This is a genomic window from Bacteroides sp. AF32-8BH (genome assembly GCF_003435205.1).
GTDB lineage: Bacteria > Bacteroidota > Bacteroidia > Bacteroidales > Bacteroidaceae > Bacteroides > Bacteroides ovatus.
The window spans coordinates 152754-171830 of the sequence record NZ_QVLZ01000001.1 but is presented as its reverse complement, the minus strand read 5'-3'; the positions used below and the strand labels follow the sequence as shown (position 1 = coordinate 171830).

At 40.1% G+C, this 19077-nt stretch carries 19 protein-coding genes; 8 read left to right on the top strand and 11 right to left on the bottom strand.

Annotated elements, in window-relative coordinates:
• Positions 1–23 precede the first annotated feature (23 nt).
• Both DWZ47_RS00685 and DWZ47_RS00675 read left to right on the top strand, forming a co-directional pair.
• A complete protein-coding gene (locus DWZ47_RS00685; protein WP_117512100.1) occupies positions 24–1697 on the top strand; it encodes a long-chain fatty acid--CoA ligase in 1674 nt (557 codons plus the stop codon).
• A 160-nt stretch (positions 1698–1857) separates the two neighbouring features.
• Complete coding sequence (locus tag DWZ47_RS00675; protein ID WP_004306615.1) at positions 1858–2079, top strand: hypothetical protein; 222 nt, start codon at positions 1858–1860, stop codon at positions 2077–2079.
• Between the two features lie 96 nt (positions 2080–2175).
• Here DWZ47_RS00675 and DWZ47_RS00670 read toward each other — a convergent pair whose 3' ends face one another.
• From DWZ47_RS00670 to rpsF, 8 genes are all read right to left on the bottom strand, one after another.
• Positions 2176–3084, bottom strand: coding sequence for a sugar phosphate isomerase/epimerase family protein (locus DWZ47_RS00670; RefSeq protein WP_022199214.1), 909 nt, complete (start codon positions 3082–3084; stop codon positions 2176–2178).
• A gap of 145 nt (positions 3085–3229) precedes the next feature.
• Positions 3230–4096 (bottom strand): DUF1080 domain-containing protein, encoded by an 867-nt coding sequence (locus DWZ47_RS00665; RefSeq protein WP_004299334.1) that lies wholly within the window; start codon positions 4094–4096, stop codon positions 3230–3232.
• A gap of 38 nt (positions 4097–4134) precedes the next feature.
• Entirely contained in the window at positions 4135–5622 is a 1488-nt protein-coding gene (locus DWZ47_RS00660) for a Gfo/Idh/MocA family oxidoreductase (RefSeq protein WP_004299333.1), read from the bottom strand.
• 12 nt (positions 5623–5634) lie between these two features.
• Complete coding sequence (locus DWZ47_RS00655) at positions 5635–6747, bottom strand: Gfo/Idh/MocA family protein (protein WP_032841836.1); 1113 nt, start codon at positions 6745–6747, stop codon at positions 5635–5637.
• A 237-nt stretch (positions 6748–6984) separates the two neighbouring features.
• Entirely contained in the window at positions 6985–8649 is a 1665-nt protein-coding gene (locus tag DWZ47_RS00650; protein ID WP_044918830.1) for a DUF6377 domain-containing protein, read from the bottom strand.
• An 81-nt stretch (positions 8650–8730) separates the two neighbouring features.
• Positions 8731–9174 carry a 50S ribosomal protein L9 gene (gene rplI, locus DWZ47_RS00645; RefSeq protein WP_004299330.1) on the bottom strand — a complete coding sequence of 148 codons (444 nt, stop codon included), beginning with the start codon at positions 9172–9174 and terminating at the stop codon, positions 8731–8733.
• A 14-nt stretch (positions 9175–9188) separates the two neighbouring features.
• Positions 9189–9461, bottom strand: a complete 273-nt coding sequence (gene rpsR, locus DWZ47_RS00640) for a 30S ribosomal protein S18 (protein ID WP_002562536.1) — start codon at positions 9459–9461, stop codon at positions 9189–9191.
• Between the two features lie 2 nt (positions 9462–9463).
• Positions 9464–9808 carry a 30S ribosomal protein S6 gene (gene rpsF, locus DWZ47_RS00635; RefSeq protein WP_004299329.1) on the bottom strand — a complete coding sequence of 115 codons (345 nt, stop codon included), beginning with the start codon at positions 9806–9808 and terminating at the stop codon, positions 9464–9466.
• A 160-nt stretch (positions 9809–9968) separates the two neighbouring features.
• Between rpsF and DWZ47_RS00630 the strand changes: the two genes are divergently transcribed.
• The gene (locus tag DWZ47_RS00630) at positions 9969–10415 is read left to right on the top strand and encodes a MarR family winged helix-turn-helix transcriptional regulator (protein WP_004299328.1); all 447 of its coding nucleotides are present in this window, start codon (positions 9969–9971) and stop codon (positions 10413–10415) included.
• Positions 10416–10555: 140 nt separating this feature from the next.
• The gene (locus tag DWZ47_RS30555) at positions 10556–10732 is read left to right on the top strand and encodes a hypothetical protein (protein WP_004326214.1); all 177 of its coding nucleotides are present in this window, start codon (positions 10556–10558) and stop codon (positions 10730–10732) included.
• A gap of 78 nt (positions 10733–10810) precedes the next feature.
• On the opposite strand, the gene DWZ47_RS00625 is transcribed toward DWZ47_RS30555, so the two are convergent.
• From DWZ47_RS00625 to DWZ47_RS00615, 3 genes are all read right to left on the bottom strand, one after another.
• Entirely contained in the window at positions 10811–11512 is a 702-nt protein-coding gene (locus tag DWZ47_RS00625) for a response regulator transcription factor (protein ID WP_004299326.1), read from the bottom strand.
• 1 nt (position 11513) lies between these two features.
• Complete coding sequence (locus DWZ47_RS00620) at positions 11514–13070, bottom strand: sensor histidine kinase (RefSeq protein ID WP_004306607.1); 1557 nt, start codon at positions 13068–13070, stop codon at positions 11514–11516.
• Between the two features lie 333 nt (positions 13071–13403).
• Positions 13404–15560: an elongation factor G gene (locus DWZ47_RS00615; protein WP_004306606.1), complete on the bottom strand. Its 2157-nt coding sequence runs from the start codon at positions 15558–15560 to the stop codon at positions 13404–13406.
• 385 nt (positions 15561–15945) lie between these two features.
• On the opposite strand from DWZ47_RS00615, the gene hemW reads away from it, so the two are divergent.
• The 4 genes from hemW to DWZ47_RS00595 all read left to right on the top strand — a co-directional run bounded on the left by hemW (position 15946) and on the right by DWZ47_RS00595 (position 19077).
• Positions 15946–17076 carry a radical SAM family heme chaperone HemW gene (hemW, locus tag DWZ47_RS00610; protein WP_008650132.1) on the top strand — a complete coding sequence of 377 codons (1131 nt, stop codon included), beginning with the start codon at positions 15946–15948 and terminating at the stop codon, positions 17074–17076.
• 19 nt (positions 17077–17095) lie between these two features.
• Positions 17096–17650 carry an RNA polymerase sigma-70 factor gene (locus DWZ47_RS00605; protein ID WP_004299322.1) on the top strand — a complete coding sequence of 185 codons (555 nt, stop codon included), beginning with the start codon at positions 17096–17098 and terminating at the stop codon, positions 17648–17650.
• Between the two features lie 87 nt (positions 17651–17737).
• On the top strand, positions 17738–18172 hold the full coding sequence (locus DWZ47_RS00600) for a hypothetical protein (RefSeq protein WP_004299320.1): 435 nt from the start codon (positions 17738–17740) through the stop codon (positions 18170–18172).
• Positions 18173–18198: 26 nt separating this feature from the next.
• A complete protein-coding gene (locus DWZ47_RS00595) occupies positions 18199–19077 on the top strand; it encodes a FecR family protein (protein WP_004299319.1) in 879 nt (292 codons plus the stop codon).

Here is a 19077-nt window from a genome sequence, read left to right as displayed (position 1 = left end):
CACAATTCACTAAAAAACGTGCAATGATTAAAGAGAATTTCATTAAACTATACGAAAATAGTTTCCGTGAAAATTGGGATCTACCTTGTTACACAGATTATGGAGAAGATACCCAATATACTTATGGGGAGGTAGCTGAAAAAATCGCCCGTTTACATCTGTTATTCAAACATTGTAGCCTCCGCAGAGGGGATAAGATTTCAGTTATCGGCAAAAACAACGCTCACTGGTGCATCGCCTATATGGCAACCATCACGTATGGAGCAATCATTGTTCCCATCCTTCAAGACTTTACCCCCAACGATATTCATCATATCGTCAATCATTCCGAATCTGTATTTCTGTTCACCAGCGACAGCATTTGGGACAATCTGGAAGAGGAAAAACTAACGGGACTGCGAGGCGTATTCTCACTGACCGATTTCCGGTGTCTTTATCAGCGTGACGGAGAAACCATACAGAAGTTTCTGAAAAATACCGATAAAGAAATGCATTCTTTGTATCCGAAAGGATTTGCCCGCGAAGATGTTCAATATACCACTTTATCCAATGATAAAGTGATGCTATTAAACTATACTTCCGGAACCACCGGTTTCAGTAAAGGAGTGATGTTGACAGGGAACAATCTGGCAGGAAATGTCACTTTCGGTATCCGCACCGAACTTCTTAAAAAGGGAGACAAAGTACTCTCTTTCCTCCCACTCGCTCATGCATACGGCTGTGCGTTCGACTTTCTGACTGCAACCGCTGTCGGCACCCATGTCACTCTGCTTGGTAAAACTCCTTCTCCGAAGATTATAATGAAGGCTTTTGAGGAAGTGAAACCCAACCTTATTATTACTGTCCCGCTAGTGATCGAAAAGATATATAAGAATATCATCCAGCCACTCATTAATAAAAAAGGAATGAAGTGGGCACTCAATATTCCGCTGCTCGACACACAGATCTACAACCAGATACGCAAAAGACTGATTGATGCACTGGGAGGTCGGTTTAAGGAAATCATTATCGGCGGCGCCGCTATGGACAAGGAAGTAGAAGAATTCTTCTACAAAATTAAATTCCCTTTTACTATAGGTTACGGTATGACGGAATGTGGGCCACTAATCAGCTATGCCCCTTGGGATGAGTTTGTACTAGGCTCTTCCGGAAAGATTCTGGATATAATGGAAGCGCGTATCTATAAGGAAACCCCGGAAGCAGAAACCGGAGAAATCCAGGTTCGGGGAGAGAATGTGATGGTGGGCTACTACAAGAACCAGGAAGCAACGCAGGAAGTATTCACGCAGGACGGCTGGTTACGTACCGGCGACCTCGGTTCCATGGACAGCAACGGAAATATTTTCATCCGGGGACGACTCAAGACTATGATCTTAAGTTCTAGCGGACAGAATATCTTCCCTGAAGAGTTGGAAACCAAACTGAATAACCTGCCTTTCATTCTCGAAAGTCTTGTTATCGAACGCAATAAAAAATTAGTGGCACTTGTTTATGCCGATTACGAAGCGTTGGATTCTCTCGGATTAAATAATCCGGATAACCTGAAAACAATCATGGATGAAAATCTTAAGAATCTGAACAGCAACGTAGCCGCTTATGAGAAAATCAGCAAGATCCAACTCTACCCTACTGAATTTGAAAAAACGCCCAAAAGAAGCATAAAAAGATACTTATATAACAGTATTGCTGTCGATTAGCATGTTCTAAAACATATAAAAAGGGGAGAAAAGTGCCCAGTTACAAAAAAAAAATATAAAAAAAGTTGGCGTTTCGAGAACAACATATTGAAAAAGTACATACCTTTGCATCGTTTTAATAAAGCAATTGATTGTATTACGTTTTTAAAAAGCAAAGAAAATGAAAAAATTAGTTTTGATGGCCGTAGCTATCGTAGCAGTATCATTCGCATCATGTGGTAACAAAGCAGCTGACGCAGCAAAAGCAACTGCAGATTCTATCCGTATCGCTGACTCAATCGCAGCAGTAGAAGCAGCAGCTCTTGAAGCTGAACAAGCAGCAGCCGCAGCAGCAGATTCTTTGAATGCTGATAGCACTGCAACTGAAACTGTAGCTGAATAATTCAGAAACAGCTAGAGAGAATTGAAAGTCTGCCATGCGAAAGCATGCACAGACTTTTTTTTATGCCTTTATCTTATTATTTTAGCAAGCCGCACGTTATTTAGCGTATGAACTTTTCACAAAAGGAGCGTTCAATAAATAATCCAGACTTACTTCTACACTTTCCTCTACCGGAACACTATAACCCTCGATTTCAGCAACGAGATAATTAACGCCTGCAGTTTTTGCATTCTTAAAGATAGCGTCAAAACCTACCATTCCGCTTTGTCCGATCTCTCTGTGATCCTTAACATGGAATATCTTGAAGCGGCCGGGATATTTATTAAAATAATCAACAGGACTGTTTTGTCCGCGAACTACCCAATAAAGGTCCATCTGGAAGAAGACATATTCAGGATTCGTATGTTCCAGCATATAATCATACATTACTTTATCTTCTACTTTCTGAAATTCATGAGCGTGATTATGATATCCAAATGACAAACCTTGTTGTTTGCAACGTTTGCCTATCTCATTAAAATAAGTGCAATATGTATTCAAATCTTTAAGCGTTTTTGGAACATCCATCCAAGGAGCTACGATGTACTTCATTCCTGCAGCTTTATGATCGGCAATACACTGATCCCACCATTGAAGAGACTCTGACAAGTCACCGGAAGCCAATTCTTCTTTGGACAATTGTCTGGTACAATGTGAAGACAAAACTTTTAATCCTGCCGATTCGACATCTTTCTTAAACTGTTGGGGAGTCCGGTCATAAAATTTACCGTTGTTATAATTGGCAGCTTCAACACCGGTATATCCCATGTTTGCCAATTTCTTCAGAAGAGCAGTATAAGTGGGGTCACACTTACCATCTTTATTGTCTACCTTATTCAATATATCTCTGACAGAATAGAGTTGAATAGCTACTTCTTTTTTAGCTTTCTTCTTAGTTTGTGCTGTCATTGCCTGTGGAATCATGAAAAGAGCAGCCAACGCACATAAATAAATTTTTGTTTTCATATAATAGATATCAGGGGATTACAATTATTAGATTTATATAGAAAAAACAGGCACGGATTACACAGACTTCACGGTTACTCTATGGCAATCGCCATTCAAAAAAACGTGAAATACGTGTAACTCGTGCCTTCTTATTACTATTTGATTAGTCCAAAACCTTCACGCGGATGTTGCGGAACCAAACATCATCACCGTGATCTTGCAAACCGATGAAACCTTCGTGATTTTCGCCACCACAGTTATTCAGCAATTCAAATGCCAAAGGCCATTTATCTTCGCTGAACTTACTTGCCTGCAACATATCAGTCCATTGTTTTGTCCACAAATGATATTCAAGTACGTTTTCATCGTTTTGTCCATGAACCACTGTACCTTTATAAACCATAATCTTAGCCTTGTTCCATTCGCCAAACGGTTTAGAGTTTTGAGGAACTGCCGGAATCATGTCATACAAAGAAGCCGACTGACGATTGTTATCTTTACCCAATTTAGCATCCGGATGATTGGCATTATCCAGGATCTGATATTCAGGTGCGGAAATATAAATAGGTTCAAGCACATCATTACCATCTTTGTCTTTAGAAGTAACTTCCTGAGCTAAATACAGAATACCTGAATTGCTACCTTTAGCAACCTTCCATTCCAATTCCAACTCGAAGTTTTTAAATTTGTGAGCAAAGATCAAGTCACCACCATCACCGTCTTGAGCTTCACCGCCGCCAGAACCGTTGAATTTGATACAGCCATCTTCGATTGTCCATTTAGTAGGAACACGGTCTTTTCCATAACCACGCCATCCGTTAAATGTTTCACCATCAAAGATTGTGATATAACCATTTTCGTCAACAGGCAGATTCAAACTATCAGTTTCCGGTGCTTTCAATGATTTAGAGTAAGACAATGCAACTTTGCTCGGTTCTTCCTGAGCATTTGCTTTTTTCTGACCACCGCAAGAAGCAAAAACTCCTGCAGCAAGACAACAACAAGCTAATGGATAAAATACTTTTTTCATGATAATAACGATTTAATTTTTTATCTTTAATTTCTAATTTATCTCGGCATATCAGGCAGTCTCCAGCCGTCACGATAAGTATGTTTCACTAATTCAGCAGCAAACTGTTTCGCATTAATCGGATCAGTCCATGTCTTGTCAAATGTCGGATGACCATCATGAATCTTGAATCCGTCTTTGATAACGGTGCGGATCGTTTCGTTATCACCAATATTCGTAAAGCACATGTTAGCTCCATCCCATTCAAGAGTCTTATTCAGCGCTTGCAAACGAATAGCCAATACACCCATTGCCACCATTTCATTCATTGGTCCGGCTTCTGAGAAATCAGACTTAGTCATGATACGGTTAGATTTATTTTCTTTACATGCACGTACCCAGTCCATCTCGTGACCACCGTTCATAGCATTGGGAACACGACGACAAACCTTTGGTGCATTTGGTTTACGACCAGAAAGCAACCAAGGATTCTGTCCATAACATCCGCAAATCAAAGTATCTTTCGTTCCGTGGAAAATAGTCAAACCACCACCACTCTGCATCAGTTGTTTTCCTTCCGGGAATCCTTTCGGACGTTCAGGCATCATACCGCCATCGTACCAATGTACTTCCACTTCAGGCATAGCTACTTTCGGCATATTTTCACGAGCAGGGAAAATCATTTTCACATGCTGTGCCTGCGGAGCACAAGCATTCAACAATAAAGTAGATGACCCTTCCACTTTAGTAGGATATTGCAATTTCAATGCTCTAAACGGCTGATGCAAAATATGGCAAGCCATATCGCCTAATGCACCTGTTCCATAATCCCACCATCCACGCCAGTTCCAAGGATGATAAATAGCATTGTAAGGATTCATTTTAGCAGGACCTGTAAACAAATCCCAATTCAATGTGCTAGGAATTTTATCAACCTTTTCAGGAACATTCAATCCTTGCGGCCAAATAGGACGGTCTGTCGCACATTCCACCTTAGTTATATCACCGATTTCACCATTCCAAATCCATTCGCATACCAAATCCGTACCTTCATCCGATGAACCCTGATTACCCATCTGAGTAACAACACCTGTTGAGGCAGCTAATTTTGTCAATAAACGAGATTCATAAACAGAGTGGGTCAACGGCTTCTGACAGTACACGTGTTTTCCCATTGTCATTGCATCAGCAGTGATGATAGCATGAGTATGGTCGGCAGTTGCAACAATTACACCGTCAATAGATTTACCCATTTCATCATACATTTTACGATAATCCCAGTATTTTTTAGCCTTGGGGAATTCGTCGAACACACCTTTTGCATACTTCCAATCCACATCACAAAGAGCCACAATATTTTCAGTGCCCTTTACGTGATTAATGTTGGCATGTCCCATACCGCCAATACCCACAGCTGCAAGATTTAATTTGTCAGTAGGCGAAACATGCCCGTGACTCATACCTAAAATTGTACTGGGAGCAATGGTTATACCTGCTAAAGCAGCGGCTCCCGTTTTGAGAAACTTTCTCCTCGAAATGTTTGACATGATTTTATTTGTTTAAGGGTTAATAATCTTTGGAAGGTTGCCATGCAACAATCCATATCCATTTTTCATGTTTTTTCTTCGCTCGCGTATTTGCTCCAAAGTGCGCAAATTACCAATAGCAGGCAAATCGTGTTTGCGGGTATCTTTTAAGAATGTCCACGCATATTCGGATGCAATGGCCGAATCGCGCATGGACGGTAAGCGAGAACTGCGCTTTCCGGTTTCTACCGAATCAGCAAACAGGTCACACAATACGTCTATATTCTTGCCACCGAAAGGCTTCTCTACACGGATGGTCTGATTGACACCGTGCAGGTCGACAACAGCAGTATTGAAGTCATGCGTCATACGCACAACTCCTTTTGTACCTATAATATCTACATACGAATTATGTGTCTGGTCTTTAGATAATTGCCCATAAACAAACCCTTGGGTAATATCAAAAACTACACCATTTTGAAAAGTTCCGTGACATTGTACCCACCAAGGATCTTTGTAGTTCCACATATTCACCCCCTGGGCATTCCATGTTCTGTAATCACAACCTGCATACCAACGGGTAATATCTACATAATGCATTCCACAATCATGGAAAGCAGGTCCCTCATACTCATGACCTTCACCCGGTGCCAAGCCGGGAGTCATATGACAAATACGGATAATAGCCAGCTCTCCAATCTCCCCTTGCTGGATATATTCTTTCATCAAATTATGATACCAGGAATTCCGCAGATACAAGTTTACTGTAGAAATGAGGTTTGTGTTTTCCGTCATTTCTACAACCTTCCACTCATTTTCCATTGTATCTGCAATTGGTTTCTCTGAAATAATGTGTTTGCCGTAACGAATAGCTTTTTCTATTTGTCCCATCCTCGAGTCAGCTAAAGTAAAAAGCCCGACTACCTGCACACTTTCATCCTCGAAAATCTTTTGATTATCTTCTACTATAAGAGATCCAGGAGCTAACTCCTTGGCTAATTGACGTGATTCCGGATCGGTATCACAAATATAAGCAATATTCCACCGATCACTTTTTGTCATCGCTTCCCAATAGAATCTTCCCATCCTACCGAAACCGATAATTCCAACTTTAATTCTCGTGTCTACTGAAGATTGCGTGTTCATAATTAAGCATAGTGAATTTAAGTACAAATAATAGGTAAAGTATCGATTTTCACCCTCAGCAGATGAGTAGAAAACCGATAATGCAAAACTAGCCAAATAAATAACGGCTTATTTGACTTACACAACTTTATGTAGATAGAAATTCATTCTTTTACACTATTAATCAAGCAATTAATACTTTCAAAGCATCCAAAAAATGTAGATGATTTGGAACAGTCTCCAACACTAAAATAGCACTTATGTCTCTTGTGTTGAACTAATTTTCATAATTTCATTCTCAAATTCATCTCTGTCGACAGCTGCCTTATTTCTCATCTTCGTGCGATAATTATAAACCGTACTTGTAGAGCAACGGAGGAAGTTCGCTATCTTCCCACTATCCGTAATACCCAAGCGTAATAAAGCATAAATACGAAGTTCTCTGTTCAATAAAGCATCCGGTTTTAAAATAATTTTCTCTTCATCTTTCAACAGGGCGTTAAAATCAGAAACAAAAGTGGGATACAACCCCAAGAAGACCTTATCAAAACGAGTGTATAAAGCGCTAAGCTCTTCGTCGATAAGCGCGGATGATTTTAGCTTCTTAATCAGTTCATCATAGTATTTATTAATAGCTATTTTATACAGCATATTCTGATATTTCTCCATTTTATGGATATAGCTAAAGCATACATCAAAGAATTCGGCTATATAATACTCCTTTATACTATTAATTTCGCACAACTGATTATTTGTATCATTCAGCTGGCTGTTCATGCTATTCAGCTTATTGTTCAATCGCAAAAGCTCCTCATTACTCTGCGCTAATGCCTGTTTTATTTTCAACGTCTTTTTCATCTGAATATAGATGAAAAGCACCAACAAGAGTAAAAGAAAAAGGATAATACTCGTAGAAATAAGGAAAGTAGTCAAATGCGACCGTGATCTGGCCTGCTCTGCCTGATAAGCAGTATTAATAATAGAATTGAATTTATAAATTTCGATGGCCCGGAAATGAATACCAGAAGAAATAACGTCATCGATAGCGGACTGCGTAAATTTAAAGGCATCGGCTAAATTCTGTTCATCATAGGCTATCAATGCAAGAGATTGCAGGGATGCATTTTCCCGCGTAGCATTCCGTGTATCGGCTATTGCTGACAACATCAGATATTTTTTTTCCTCATCATACTTTTTCTGATGGTGGCATAACCTGGAATACGAATGAGTTATCATGGCATAATTAGGCGTCCCCACTTCTTCTATTTCCAGTAGTTCTTTAAAAATCTCTTTCGATTTCAACGTATCACGCCAAATATAATAAGAAGCCTGGGACATTCGATAATCCCAAGAAGTGTGGTCAATGAGGGCAAAAAGCGAATCCTGATATGCAGCCTGCTGCTTACCATACAGATTGTTGGCGACAGAAATCGAATAGTGTCCCCAAAAACTGGAATAAGTTTGATAATAGTTTATTAATAAATCTCTGGGAAGTTCTGAAGTCTTTATACTTTTCAAAATAATCTCCGCTTCACGGAACCTGCCACACATCGAATATAAAAGACTAAGATGTAAAGACGACTGGTTGGTGAAATAAGGTCTATTCAACTGACGGGAAATCTCAATATTGCGATCAACATAATGAATAGCGGAATCAATATGAAATTTTTTATATTCGTTATATAACCGTAGATTGATTCTATATTCTCCTTCAAGAGTCAAACCAGGACTTTTCAACATACATTTTATCCGGTTTATCCGATCCTCTTTCTCTTTAACAAAGACATGCTTTTCATCTATCACTCTACGTAAAGAATCAGTCAATAGTTTCAACTCATCATTCGCATAAAGAGCACTGCCAATTCCCAAAGCAATCAGCAGAAGCAAAAACCTCTTCTTTAGCAAACAACAGTTGAATTTCATAATAGTAATAGCAAAGATAACAAAAAAAGCGATTCATCCATTCAGAACAAATCGCTTTTTGTATATGAAGTAAATTTGCTCTTATTCAGCAACTACCTCGAAAGGAATCTCTACTGAAACTTCCTTGTGAAGCTTAACGATAGCCTTGTAACTACCAACTTCTTTTACAGCATCTTTTACAACGATGATCTTTCTGTCAACTTCATGACCCAGCTTAGACAAAGCCTCAGCGATCTGGATGTTACCAACAGAACCGAAGATAGTACCGGTTGAGCTAACTTTAGTTGCAATAGTCAAAGAAACGCCTTCCAGCTTAGCCGCCATAGCCTCAGCATCTTTCTTGATTTTCTCAAGTTTGTGAGCGCGCTGTTTCAGTTCTTCAGCCAACATTTTCTTTGCAGAAGGAGAAGCGATGACAGCTTTTCCAGTCGGGATCAGATAATTACGACCGTATCCGGATTTCACGTTTACGATATCGTTCTTATAACCCAAGTTTACTACGTCTTCTTTCAATATAATTTCCATACTTTTCCTCCTTCTTATTTCATCATGTCAGTTACATAAGGCAGCAATGCCAAGTGACGAGCTCTCTTCACAGCCTGCGCGATACGACGTTGGAACTTCAAAGAAGTACCTGTAATACGACGCGGAAGAATTTTTCCTTGTTCATTCAAGAATTTCTTCAAGAATTCAGGATCTTTGTAATCGATATACCTAATACCACTCTTTTTGAAACGGCAGTATTTTTTCTTCTTAACATCTACTGACGGCGGAGTCAAATATCTGATTTCTGATTGAACTTGTTGTGCCATGATTAATCCTCCTTTTTGTTTGATTTAACACTTCTTCTTTTTGCAGCGTATTCAGCAGCATACTTATCCATCTTGAAAGTCAAGAAACGGATTACGCGTTCATCACGACGGAAATTAATTTCCAGCTTGTCAATTACAGTAGGATCTGCATTGAACTCAATCAGTTGATAAAAACCTGTAGACTTCTTCTGAATTGGGTAAGCCAATTTCTTCAGTCCCCAGTTTTCTTCATTAATAATCTCAGCACCTTCAGCTTGAAGAACGCCTTTGAATTTTTCTACCGCTTCCTTCATCTGAACATCAGATAAAACGGGAGTTAAAATGAAAACGGTTTCGTATTGATTCATACTTCGTTTAATTAAATAAATAAATTATTTGATTTTAAATGCGGGTGCAAAGTTAGACATTTTATTTTGAACTACAAATATTTAATCTTTTTTTGTATCCGAAGATAGGATTTATCCGGGAAGTGACTTACCTTTGCAAAGTTGTTTAAACAATAATTTCATGATAGAGCAATTCAATTTCGATATCCGGCTTATATTCGCCATATTAAATGGCAAAGTTTCCGCGGCAATCAACCGTAAGCTGTACCGTAACTTCCGTCAGAACGGGCTGGAAATCAGTCCGGAACAATGGACGGTACTCATTTTTTTGTGGGAAAAAGACGGTGTTACACAACAAGAGTTGTGTAATGCAACTTTTAAAGACAAACCCAGCATGACCCGCTTGATAGACAATATGGAACGGCAGCATCTCGTTGTGCGCATTTCCGATAAAAAAGACCGCCGTACCAATTTGATCCACCTGACTAAAGACGGAAAAGAACTGGAAGAAAAAGCGCGCGTCATTGCCGGCCAGACTCTGAAAGAGGCTCTTCATGGCATCACCCTCGACGAATTGAGCATTGGGCAGGAGGTACTGAAAAAGGTATTCTATAATACGAAAGATTAAGCAGAAGAACAGATCTTAAAATCATAAAATCCACTAAATCGTGCATTTATAATGGAATTTTTATCCAAATAATTTCGCCCGTTAAAGAATTATGCTTTAATTTGTGACTGGAATATTATAATCTATTAAAATACACACGCATGAAAGGCTTATTAAAGAACTTAGGATTGATATTAATCTTGGCCGGAGTAGTCATCCTGTTGGGTTGTTCATTTACAGGTAATGTAAATAACAACGCCATTCTGGGTACTTCTGTAGTACTTGTAGTACTGGGACTCATTTCTTATATTGTTATTAATAAGAAGATCGCTGATTAATTTCGCAAAAATCAATAAAAAATCCCGGAAACGAATGTTTCCGGGATTTTTTATTTGTAGTCATCTCAAATGCGATTATTAAGATTCAACTTCCGGGGTAATCAGCTTATAGCCTTTTCCGTGGATATTGATAATCTCGATAGAATCATCTTCTTTCAGATGCTTACGTAGTTTCGTGATATACACGTCCATACTACGGGCATTGAAATAGTTATCGTCGATCCAGATCGTTTTCAAAGCAAAGTCACGTTGCAAAATCTCATTTGCATGCGCACAAAGCAATCCGAGCAGTTCAGATTCTTTGGTAGTCAGTTTAGTCTGTTTGCCTTCTGACGACAGAATTTGTTTCTGTGTATCGAAAGTAAACTTACCAATCTTATAGATATTGCTTTCTTTGTTCTTCTTTCCACGAACACGTCTCAAGATTGCTTCAATTCTGAACGTCAATTCTTCCATACTAAACGGTTTGGTGATATAATCATCCGCACCGATTTTAAATCCTTCCAGGATATCTTCTTTCAGCGTTTTAGCAGTCAGGAAGATAATAGGAATTTCAGCATTTGCTGCACGGACATCCTGTGCCAGTGTGAAGCCGTCTTTTTTAGGCATCATTACGTCAAACACGCACAAGTCATATTTATTCTTCAAGAAAGCCTTATAACCGGCTTCTCCATCAGGATATAACTCAGCAGAATAACCTTTTGCCTGTAGATATTCTCTTAAAAGCATGCCAAGATTTTCGTCATCCTCGCATAATAAAATACGCAGTTTCTCGTCCATATCAATTATTTTTTAATAAAGGTAATGCAATAATAAATTTAGTTCCCACGTTCAGGTCGCTTTCCGCCCGGATGGTTCCCTTATGATCCAATATAATTTTTCTCACATAAGCCAATCCCAGTCCAAAGCCCTTCACATCGTGCAGATTACCCGTATGTACACGATAGAACTTTTCAAATATCTTTTTCAGGTTCTCCTTTTTGATACCAATACCGTTATCCTGTATCGAAATCATCAGTTTACCCGACTCATTCCACGTTCTCACTTTCAGTTCCAGATCCTCTTCCGGTTTCTTATATTTCACCGCGTTATCCATCAGATTAAAGATTACATTCGTGATATGCATCTCATCTGCAAATATAACAGGATCGGTGGCCTCAAGGTTCGATGTTATCTTACCATTATACCGTTCCACTTTCAGCGCAAAGGTATTGACAACTCCTGAAATTAATTCATTCGCATCAATCTCCTTCATCTTCAAAGTGGCCTTCTGACGTTCGAACATCGACATCTGGAGCACCTTTTCCACCTGGAAGCGCAAGCGCTTGGTTTCATCATTTATCACTCCCGATATATGCTGGAACATCTGCGGTGATTTTCCTACCGCGGGATCTTTCAACATCTGCGCTGCCAATGAAATGGTAGATATCGGTGTTTTAAATTCGTGCGTCATATTATTGATAAAGTCATTCTTCATTTCCGTCAGTTTCTTTTGCCGGAATACGATATAAATCGTAAAGATGAATGTCACTAACAATACCAGCGTAAATATCAACGACGGAATCATGAAACTAATTGAGTCAAAGATATAATCTTTCTTACCAGGAAAGTGCACTTTCAATATGCTCATTTTTGCAGGCGGATCATTCTTGAACAATGCCTGTTGATAAGCGTCCTCACTTCCCTTTGCCTCATAATCCGCACAACGATAGACTTCCCTACCGTCTTTGTCAATCACCGTAAAGTGATAAGGCAAGTCTATACTATTATTATATAAGCTCGATTTCAGATAGTCATCCAGTTCTTTGAACCGTACTCTGTCTCCAATCGATTTGTCACTTCCCCGATAAATCATCTGCCAGGCCACTTCATCGAGTAACGCCCGTTGATACATATACCGATTCTTGATGGCTTCCACTAATGAACGCGAAGTTTCCGGAATAGTCTTTGTTCCCCTGTAAGGAGAAATCATAGCCTTTGGAAGCTCGGAGGGCTTGGTGGTCATCACTTTCAGCTCAAAATCCGAATATACCTTTCCATCCTTAGACTTCACCGTGAACCGTTGCGTTTGCTGAATCAAGTTGTCTTGTTGTATGGAAGCGTTATTCGCAATCAGTGCTTTTCTTTCCGCTTCTGAAATATCTTCGATCAACCAACGTCTGGTCTCTGCATATTCCACATCCTTGGAAACCTGATCCAGGCTATTGCGTACAGCCGAATCAAACTGTTCCTTACGGGTTTTCATCATTTCCTCAATATAACTAACCTGCAAATACAGCAGGCTAAGGAAGGAAAGCCCCATTACAATACCTAATATCCAAATTGTTGACTTCTTCATAGCAACAAAATTAACACTCCCTAATTAACACTCCTAATGCATTAACTTGATTTAACCGGAACTTCCCGGAAATTAACCGTAAGGAGCTATTTAGGTTGTATTCTGATTACTACAACAACAAAACCCCTCCTTTGGTTTGCAAATTTAATAAAAAATTAAATCTTTTCCTTGCGTTTTTCTATCTTTATTAATCATAGTTAAACAAAAACTGTCCCCTTTTACTTAAAAAAGGGAACAGTTTTAACGTTTAAGTTGATAGTTTATAACCAACAGATAGTAAATAGCGAATTTTCAATCAACTATCACATATCATTTATCAACTATCATTTATCTTTATTCTTCTACTTGCTTAGCCTCAAAGTCTTTCATCAACTTATCCTGAACATCTGCCGGAACAAGCTCATAACTAGAGAACTTCATAATAAACGAAGCACGTCCGCCGGTGAGTGAGCTAAGAGCTGTAGAGTAGGACGACATTTCTTTCAAAGGAACTTTAGCAACCAGTTTCTCAAAACCTTTTTCGCTACTCATACCCATAATCATGGCACGACGTCCCTGAAGATCTCCCATCACATCTCCCATCCTATCAGACGGAACAAACACTTCCACATCATAAATCGGTTCCAGAATTTTCGGACCGGCGTTCTTGAAGGCTTCACTAAAGGCGTTACGTCCGGCAAGCATAAAGGAGATTTCATTAGAATCTACCGGGTGCATCTTACCATCGTAAACAATGACACGCACGTCACGAGCATACGAACCCGTCAACGGACCTTGCTCCATACGAGACATAATACCTTTCATAATAGCAGGCAGGAAGCGCGCATCGATAGAACCACCGACGATACTGTTGATAAACACCAGTTTACCACCCCATTCCAATGGTATTTCTTCCGTACCTCTCACGGTAATCTTAAATTCCTGTCCATTGAACTTATACGTATCGGGCACAGGCATACCTTCTTTATAAGGTTCTACAATCAGGTGAACTTCACCAAACTGACCGGCACCACCGGATTGTTTCTTATGACGATAATCGGCGCGAGCGGCTTTTGTAATCGTTTCACGATACGGAATCTTCGGTTCTTCGTACTTCACCGGCAGTTTTTCGTTATTTTCCAAACGCCATTTCAATGTACGAAGATGGAATTCTCCCTGTCCGTGTACCAAAGTCTGTTTCAACTCCTTTGACTGTTCGATCACCCAGGTAGGATCTTCCTCACGCATACGGTTCAGAATACTCATCATCTTTTCCACATCCGCTTCATTCACTGGCTTGATAGCACGGGTATATTTAGAATTCGGATATTTGATAAAGTTGAATTTATAGTCGCAATCCTTACCGTTCAGCGTATTACCGGTTTTCACATCTTTCAGTTTCACAGCAGCACCGATATCACCGGCTTGCAGTTCTTCCACCTTGACGCGGTTACCACCGGCTACCACATAAATCTGCGCAATACGTTCCTTCGAACCACGGTCGGCATTCAGCAAGTCGTCTCCTTCATGAACTTTACCGCTCATCACTTTGAAATAGGAAACTTCACCGATATGCGGCTCCACGCTAGTCTTGAAGAAATAAAGGGATTCCGGTCCGTTAGTATCCGGAGCCACTTCTTTACCTTCGGTATTCTGTACCTTCGGCATTTCAGAAACAAAAGGAACAACGTTACCCAAGAATTCCATCAAGCGGCGAACGCCCATATCCTTACCTCCACAAACGCAGAATACGGGGAACATACCTCTGGCGATCAATCCCTTACGGATACCTTCGCGCATTTCATCTTCTGTAAGAGAATCTTGTTCAAAGAATTTCTCCATCAGATTTTCATCATTCTCGGCAGCAGCTTCTACCAATGCTTTGTGCATCTCCATAGCCTTATCCATTTCTTCTGCCGGAATATCTTCGATAGTCGGAGCCCCTCCTTCGGGTTTCCACGAATATTTCTTCATCAACAGCACGTCAATCAGTGCATTAAAGCCCGGACCGGTAGCTATTGGATATTGGATAGGAACAACCTTAGAGCCATAAGCTTCTTTCAACTGTTCGAGGATATTATCATAATCGCATTTTTCATTATCAAGCTGGTTGACTAGAAAAATAACAGGTTTATTCAGCTTTTCTGTATAACGGAAGTGATTTTGTGTACCGACTTCGACGCCGTATTGGCCATTAAGAAGAATGATTGCTGTGTCGGTCACATTTAGTGCAGTTACTGTACTGCCTACGAAGTCGTCCGATCCCGGACAGTCAATAATATTAAGTTTTTTGTTATTCCATTCTACATGGAGAACGGTGGAGAAAACGGAGTAACCATACTCTTGTTCAACAGGGAAATAATCGCTAACAGTATTCTTTGCGGCAACAGATCCGCGACGTTTTATAACACCACTCTCGAAAAGCATCGCTTCCACGAGAGTGGTTTTCCCAGAGCCAGAACTTCCCAACAAGGCAATGTTCTTGATTTCATTAGTCTGATATACTTTCATAATATATAAGATTTTAGTAATTACTCAGTATGTTTCTCACATACCATTAATTTTGTGATGCGCAAATTAGGGATTAATTGGGGGAAAAGCAACACTTATGACGGTGTTACTAAACAATGTTATGTAACACATCTTTAACATAAACATTTTTTGCTTGCTCATAATTTAATTTCTATACGAACCGCCATTCAATAGTATATATGCATATAATATTTAGACTGCACAAACGGATTGTCCAACACCCGGGTCTCAGGCATACCGACACCCGGGTGTCAGACAACTTATCTATGCAACGCCTCATAAGAATGATTTCAGTCAATAAGATTTTTTGTTATATCTGATAATAATCTTACTTTTACAGCCACTAAACTCAAACGGCACAACTATGGCAGGTATCTATCTTCATATTCCTTTTTGTAAAACACGGTGCATCTACTGCGATTTCTACTCGACCACCCGTAGCGAGCTCAAAACCCGTTATGTACGAGCACTTTGCCGGGAGTTAGCCATGCGGAAAGACTACCTGAAAGGAGAAGATATAGAAACCGTTTATTTCGGTGGCGGAACCCCGTCTCAATTGGAAAAAGAAGATTTCGAACAGATATTTGATACGATCCGGACACATTACGGATTAAGCCATTGCCAGGAAATCACATTGGAAGCCAATCCCGACGACCTGACAAGTGAATATCTGAAAATGCTTTCTTCGCTCCCTTTCAATCGTATCAGCATGGGAATACAGACTTTTGACGATCCCACTCTCAAACTATTGAAACGCCGTCACAATGCCCATACAGCTATCGAAGCTGTTCACAGATGTCGGGAAGCCGGTTTTCAAAATATAAGCATCGATCTTATCTACGGATTACCGGGAGAAAACAAGGAACGATGGGAAAACGATCTTCGTCAGGCTATCAGTCTGAACGTGGAACATATTTCCGCTTATCATCTGATTTACGAGGAAGATACACCTATATATAATATGTTAAAACAACATCAGATATCGGAGGTGGACGAAGATTCCAGTTTAGATTTTTTCACGTTACTGATAGAGCATCTGCAGAAAGCGGGATTTGAACATTATGAAATTTCGAATTTCTGCCGTCCGGGCAAGTACTCTCGTCACAACAGTTCCTACTGGAAAGGAATACCTTATCTGGGGTGCGGACCGTCGGCACATTCCTTTGACGGGATGACACGGGAATGGAATGTTTCTTCCATCGATACATATATAAAAGGTATAGAGGAAAACAGCCGTGCTTTCGAAATAGAGTATCTGGATCAGACGACCCGCTACAATGAATTTATTATCACTACCATACGTACTGTATGGGGAACACCTATAGAAAAGCTGAAACAGATGTTCGGCAATGAGATGTGGGAGTATTGCCAGAGAATGGCTGCGCCTTATCTGAAAAATGGGAAACTGGAAGAACACGATGGAGCCTTACGCTTGACTCGTGAAGGTATTTTCATCTCCGACAGTATAATGAGTGATTTACTTTGGGTAGATTAACAAAACAAACAGCAAGCCGATGACCGAATCAGAAGTTAGAAAGTTATTGCGGCAAATGAAAGAACTGGATTCGCAAACTGCTTTCCGGGACTTTTACAACATGACTTACGATCGCCTCTTCCGCATAGCCTACTACTATGTGAAGCAGGAAGAATGGTCGCAGGAAATCGTTCTCGACGTATTTCTGAAACTATGGAAACAGCGTAGCAATTTACTTGATGTGAGAAACATTGAAGATTATTGTTTCATTCTCGTCAAGAATGCTTCGCTCAATTATCTGGAAAAAGAATCAAAACACACTTACATTCATCCCGATTCTCTGCCGGAGCCACAGGAACAGAGCTATTCACCGGAAGAATCACTCATCAGTGAAGAATTATTTGCTCTTTACGTAAAGGCACTCGACCGGCTTCCGGAACGTTGTAGGGAAGTATTCATTCGCATCCGCGAAGAAAAACAAAGTTATACACAAGTAGCGGAAGAATTAGGTATCAGCATGAATACAGTGGACGCACAACTTCAGAAAGCAATCACACGACTCAAAGAGATGATTTGCCGGGCAGAAATAGATTAACAATTATTTAGAAAAAGAGCGTAGGGAGTTTCTGTCAACCTCCGGTCTTTATCAACAAATAAATCAATCACTAAAAAAGACAGAAAAATGAAAAAGCTAAATGACGCAAACATTGGAATCCTTGTTCTTCTATCAACTTGCCTGTGCCTGTTCTCATGCAACAATGACAACGACAATTTGCCCAAAGACTATGCAGGGTTCGAACATTCGAAGGAAACAGTAGAATGTGAAGGAAACAAATCAGAGTGTGAATTGGAAATTAAAATTGTGGCGATGGAGAAAGCGAAAGAAGACCGGACGGTAGTACTTGCCGCACCTCCTCCGGTAACAGGGCAAGCAGCAGTCATACAACTGACGGAAAAGAAAGTAATCATCAAAGCGGGTAAGAAGTCGGCTACGACTATCATTAAAATCTATCCCAAACAGATGGTATTGAATAAACAGAATGTCACTTTATCCTGCACTCCCCAATGGAAAGAAGGAGGAATCAGCAAACTGACCATTCTGTTGAAACGAAAATAATGGATCAAGAGTAATACAGAAAAAATATGAAACACACCGATACGGAATTAGAAGAAATACTGAATCAGCTCATTGCTTCCACGCGTTCACCGCGAGGGCGTTTTTCAGCAGCAGCCAGTTACCCGGAACTAGAAAAAAGACTGAAGTCGCATACCCGGCATCTGACTTTGATACGCACCTTCTCGGCAGCAGCGGCAGTAGTTCTACTTTGCCTATCGGTATGGACAGCTTATTTATATATGCAACCTGCTGCAATACAAACGATTTCCACTCTGGCAGAGACACGTTCTGTCCGCCTCCCTGATGGTAGTTCCGTCACGCTCAACCATTATTCTTCGCTTTCTTATCCGGAAAAGTTCCAATCGGACAAACGGGAAGTGGAGCTAAATGGAGAAGCCTATTTTGAAGTAAGCAAGGACCCAAAGCATCCGTTTATCGTGCAGACTGAAACGATTGACGTTCAGGTGCTGGGAACCCATTTCAATGTAGATGCATATCATGACAATCCGGATATAAAGACAACGTTATTGTCCGGCTCGGTAGCAGTCAGCAATAAAAGTAAATCTGTTCGTATGGTTTTGAAGCCTAACGAGATTGCTATATATAATAAGGTAGAAGAAAAACTCACCCGCAAGGTTTTAAAGAATGCAGAAGATGAAATTTCCTGGCGACAAGGAGAGTTTATATTCGACGACCTGCCTTTACAAGAGATTGCCCGCGAACTGTCCAACTCATTCGGAGCGACGATCCAGATAGCCGATACAACTTTGCAAAATTACCGGATCACAGCACGATTCCGCGATGGAGAAGATCTGGCAACTATTTTATCTGTATTACATAATGCCGGTTATTTCAACTACTCACAAAACAATAAACAGATTATTATCACTGCTAAACCAGACTAA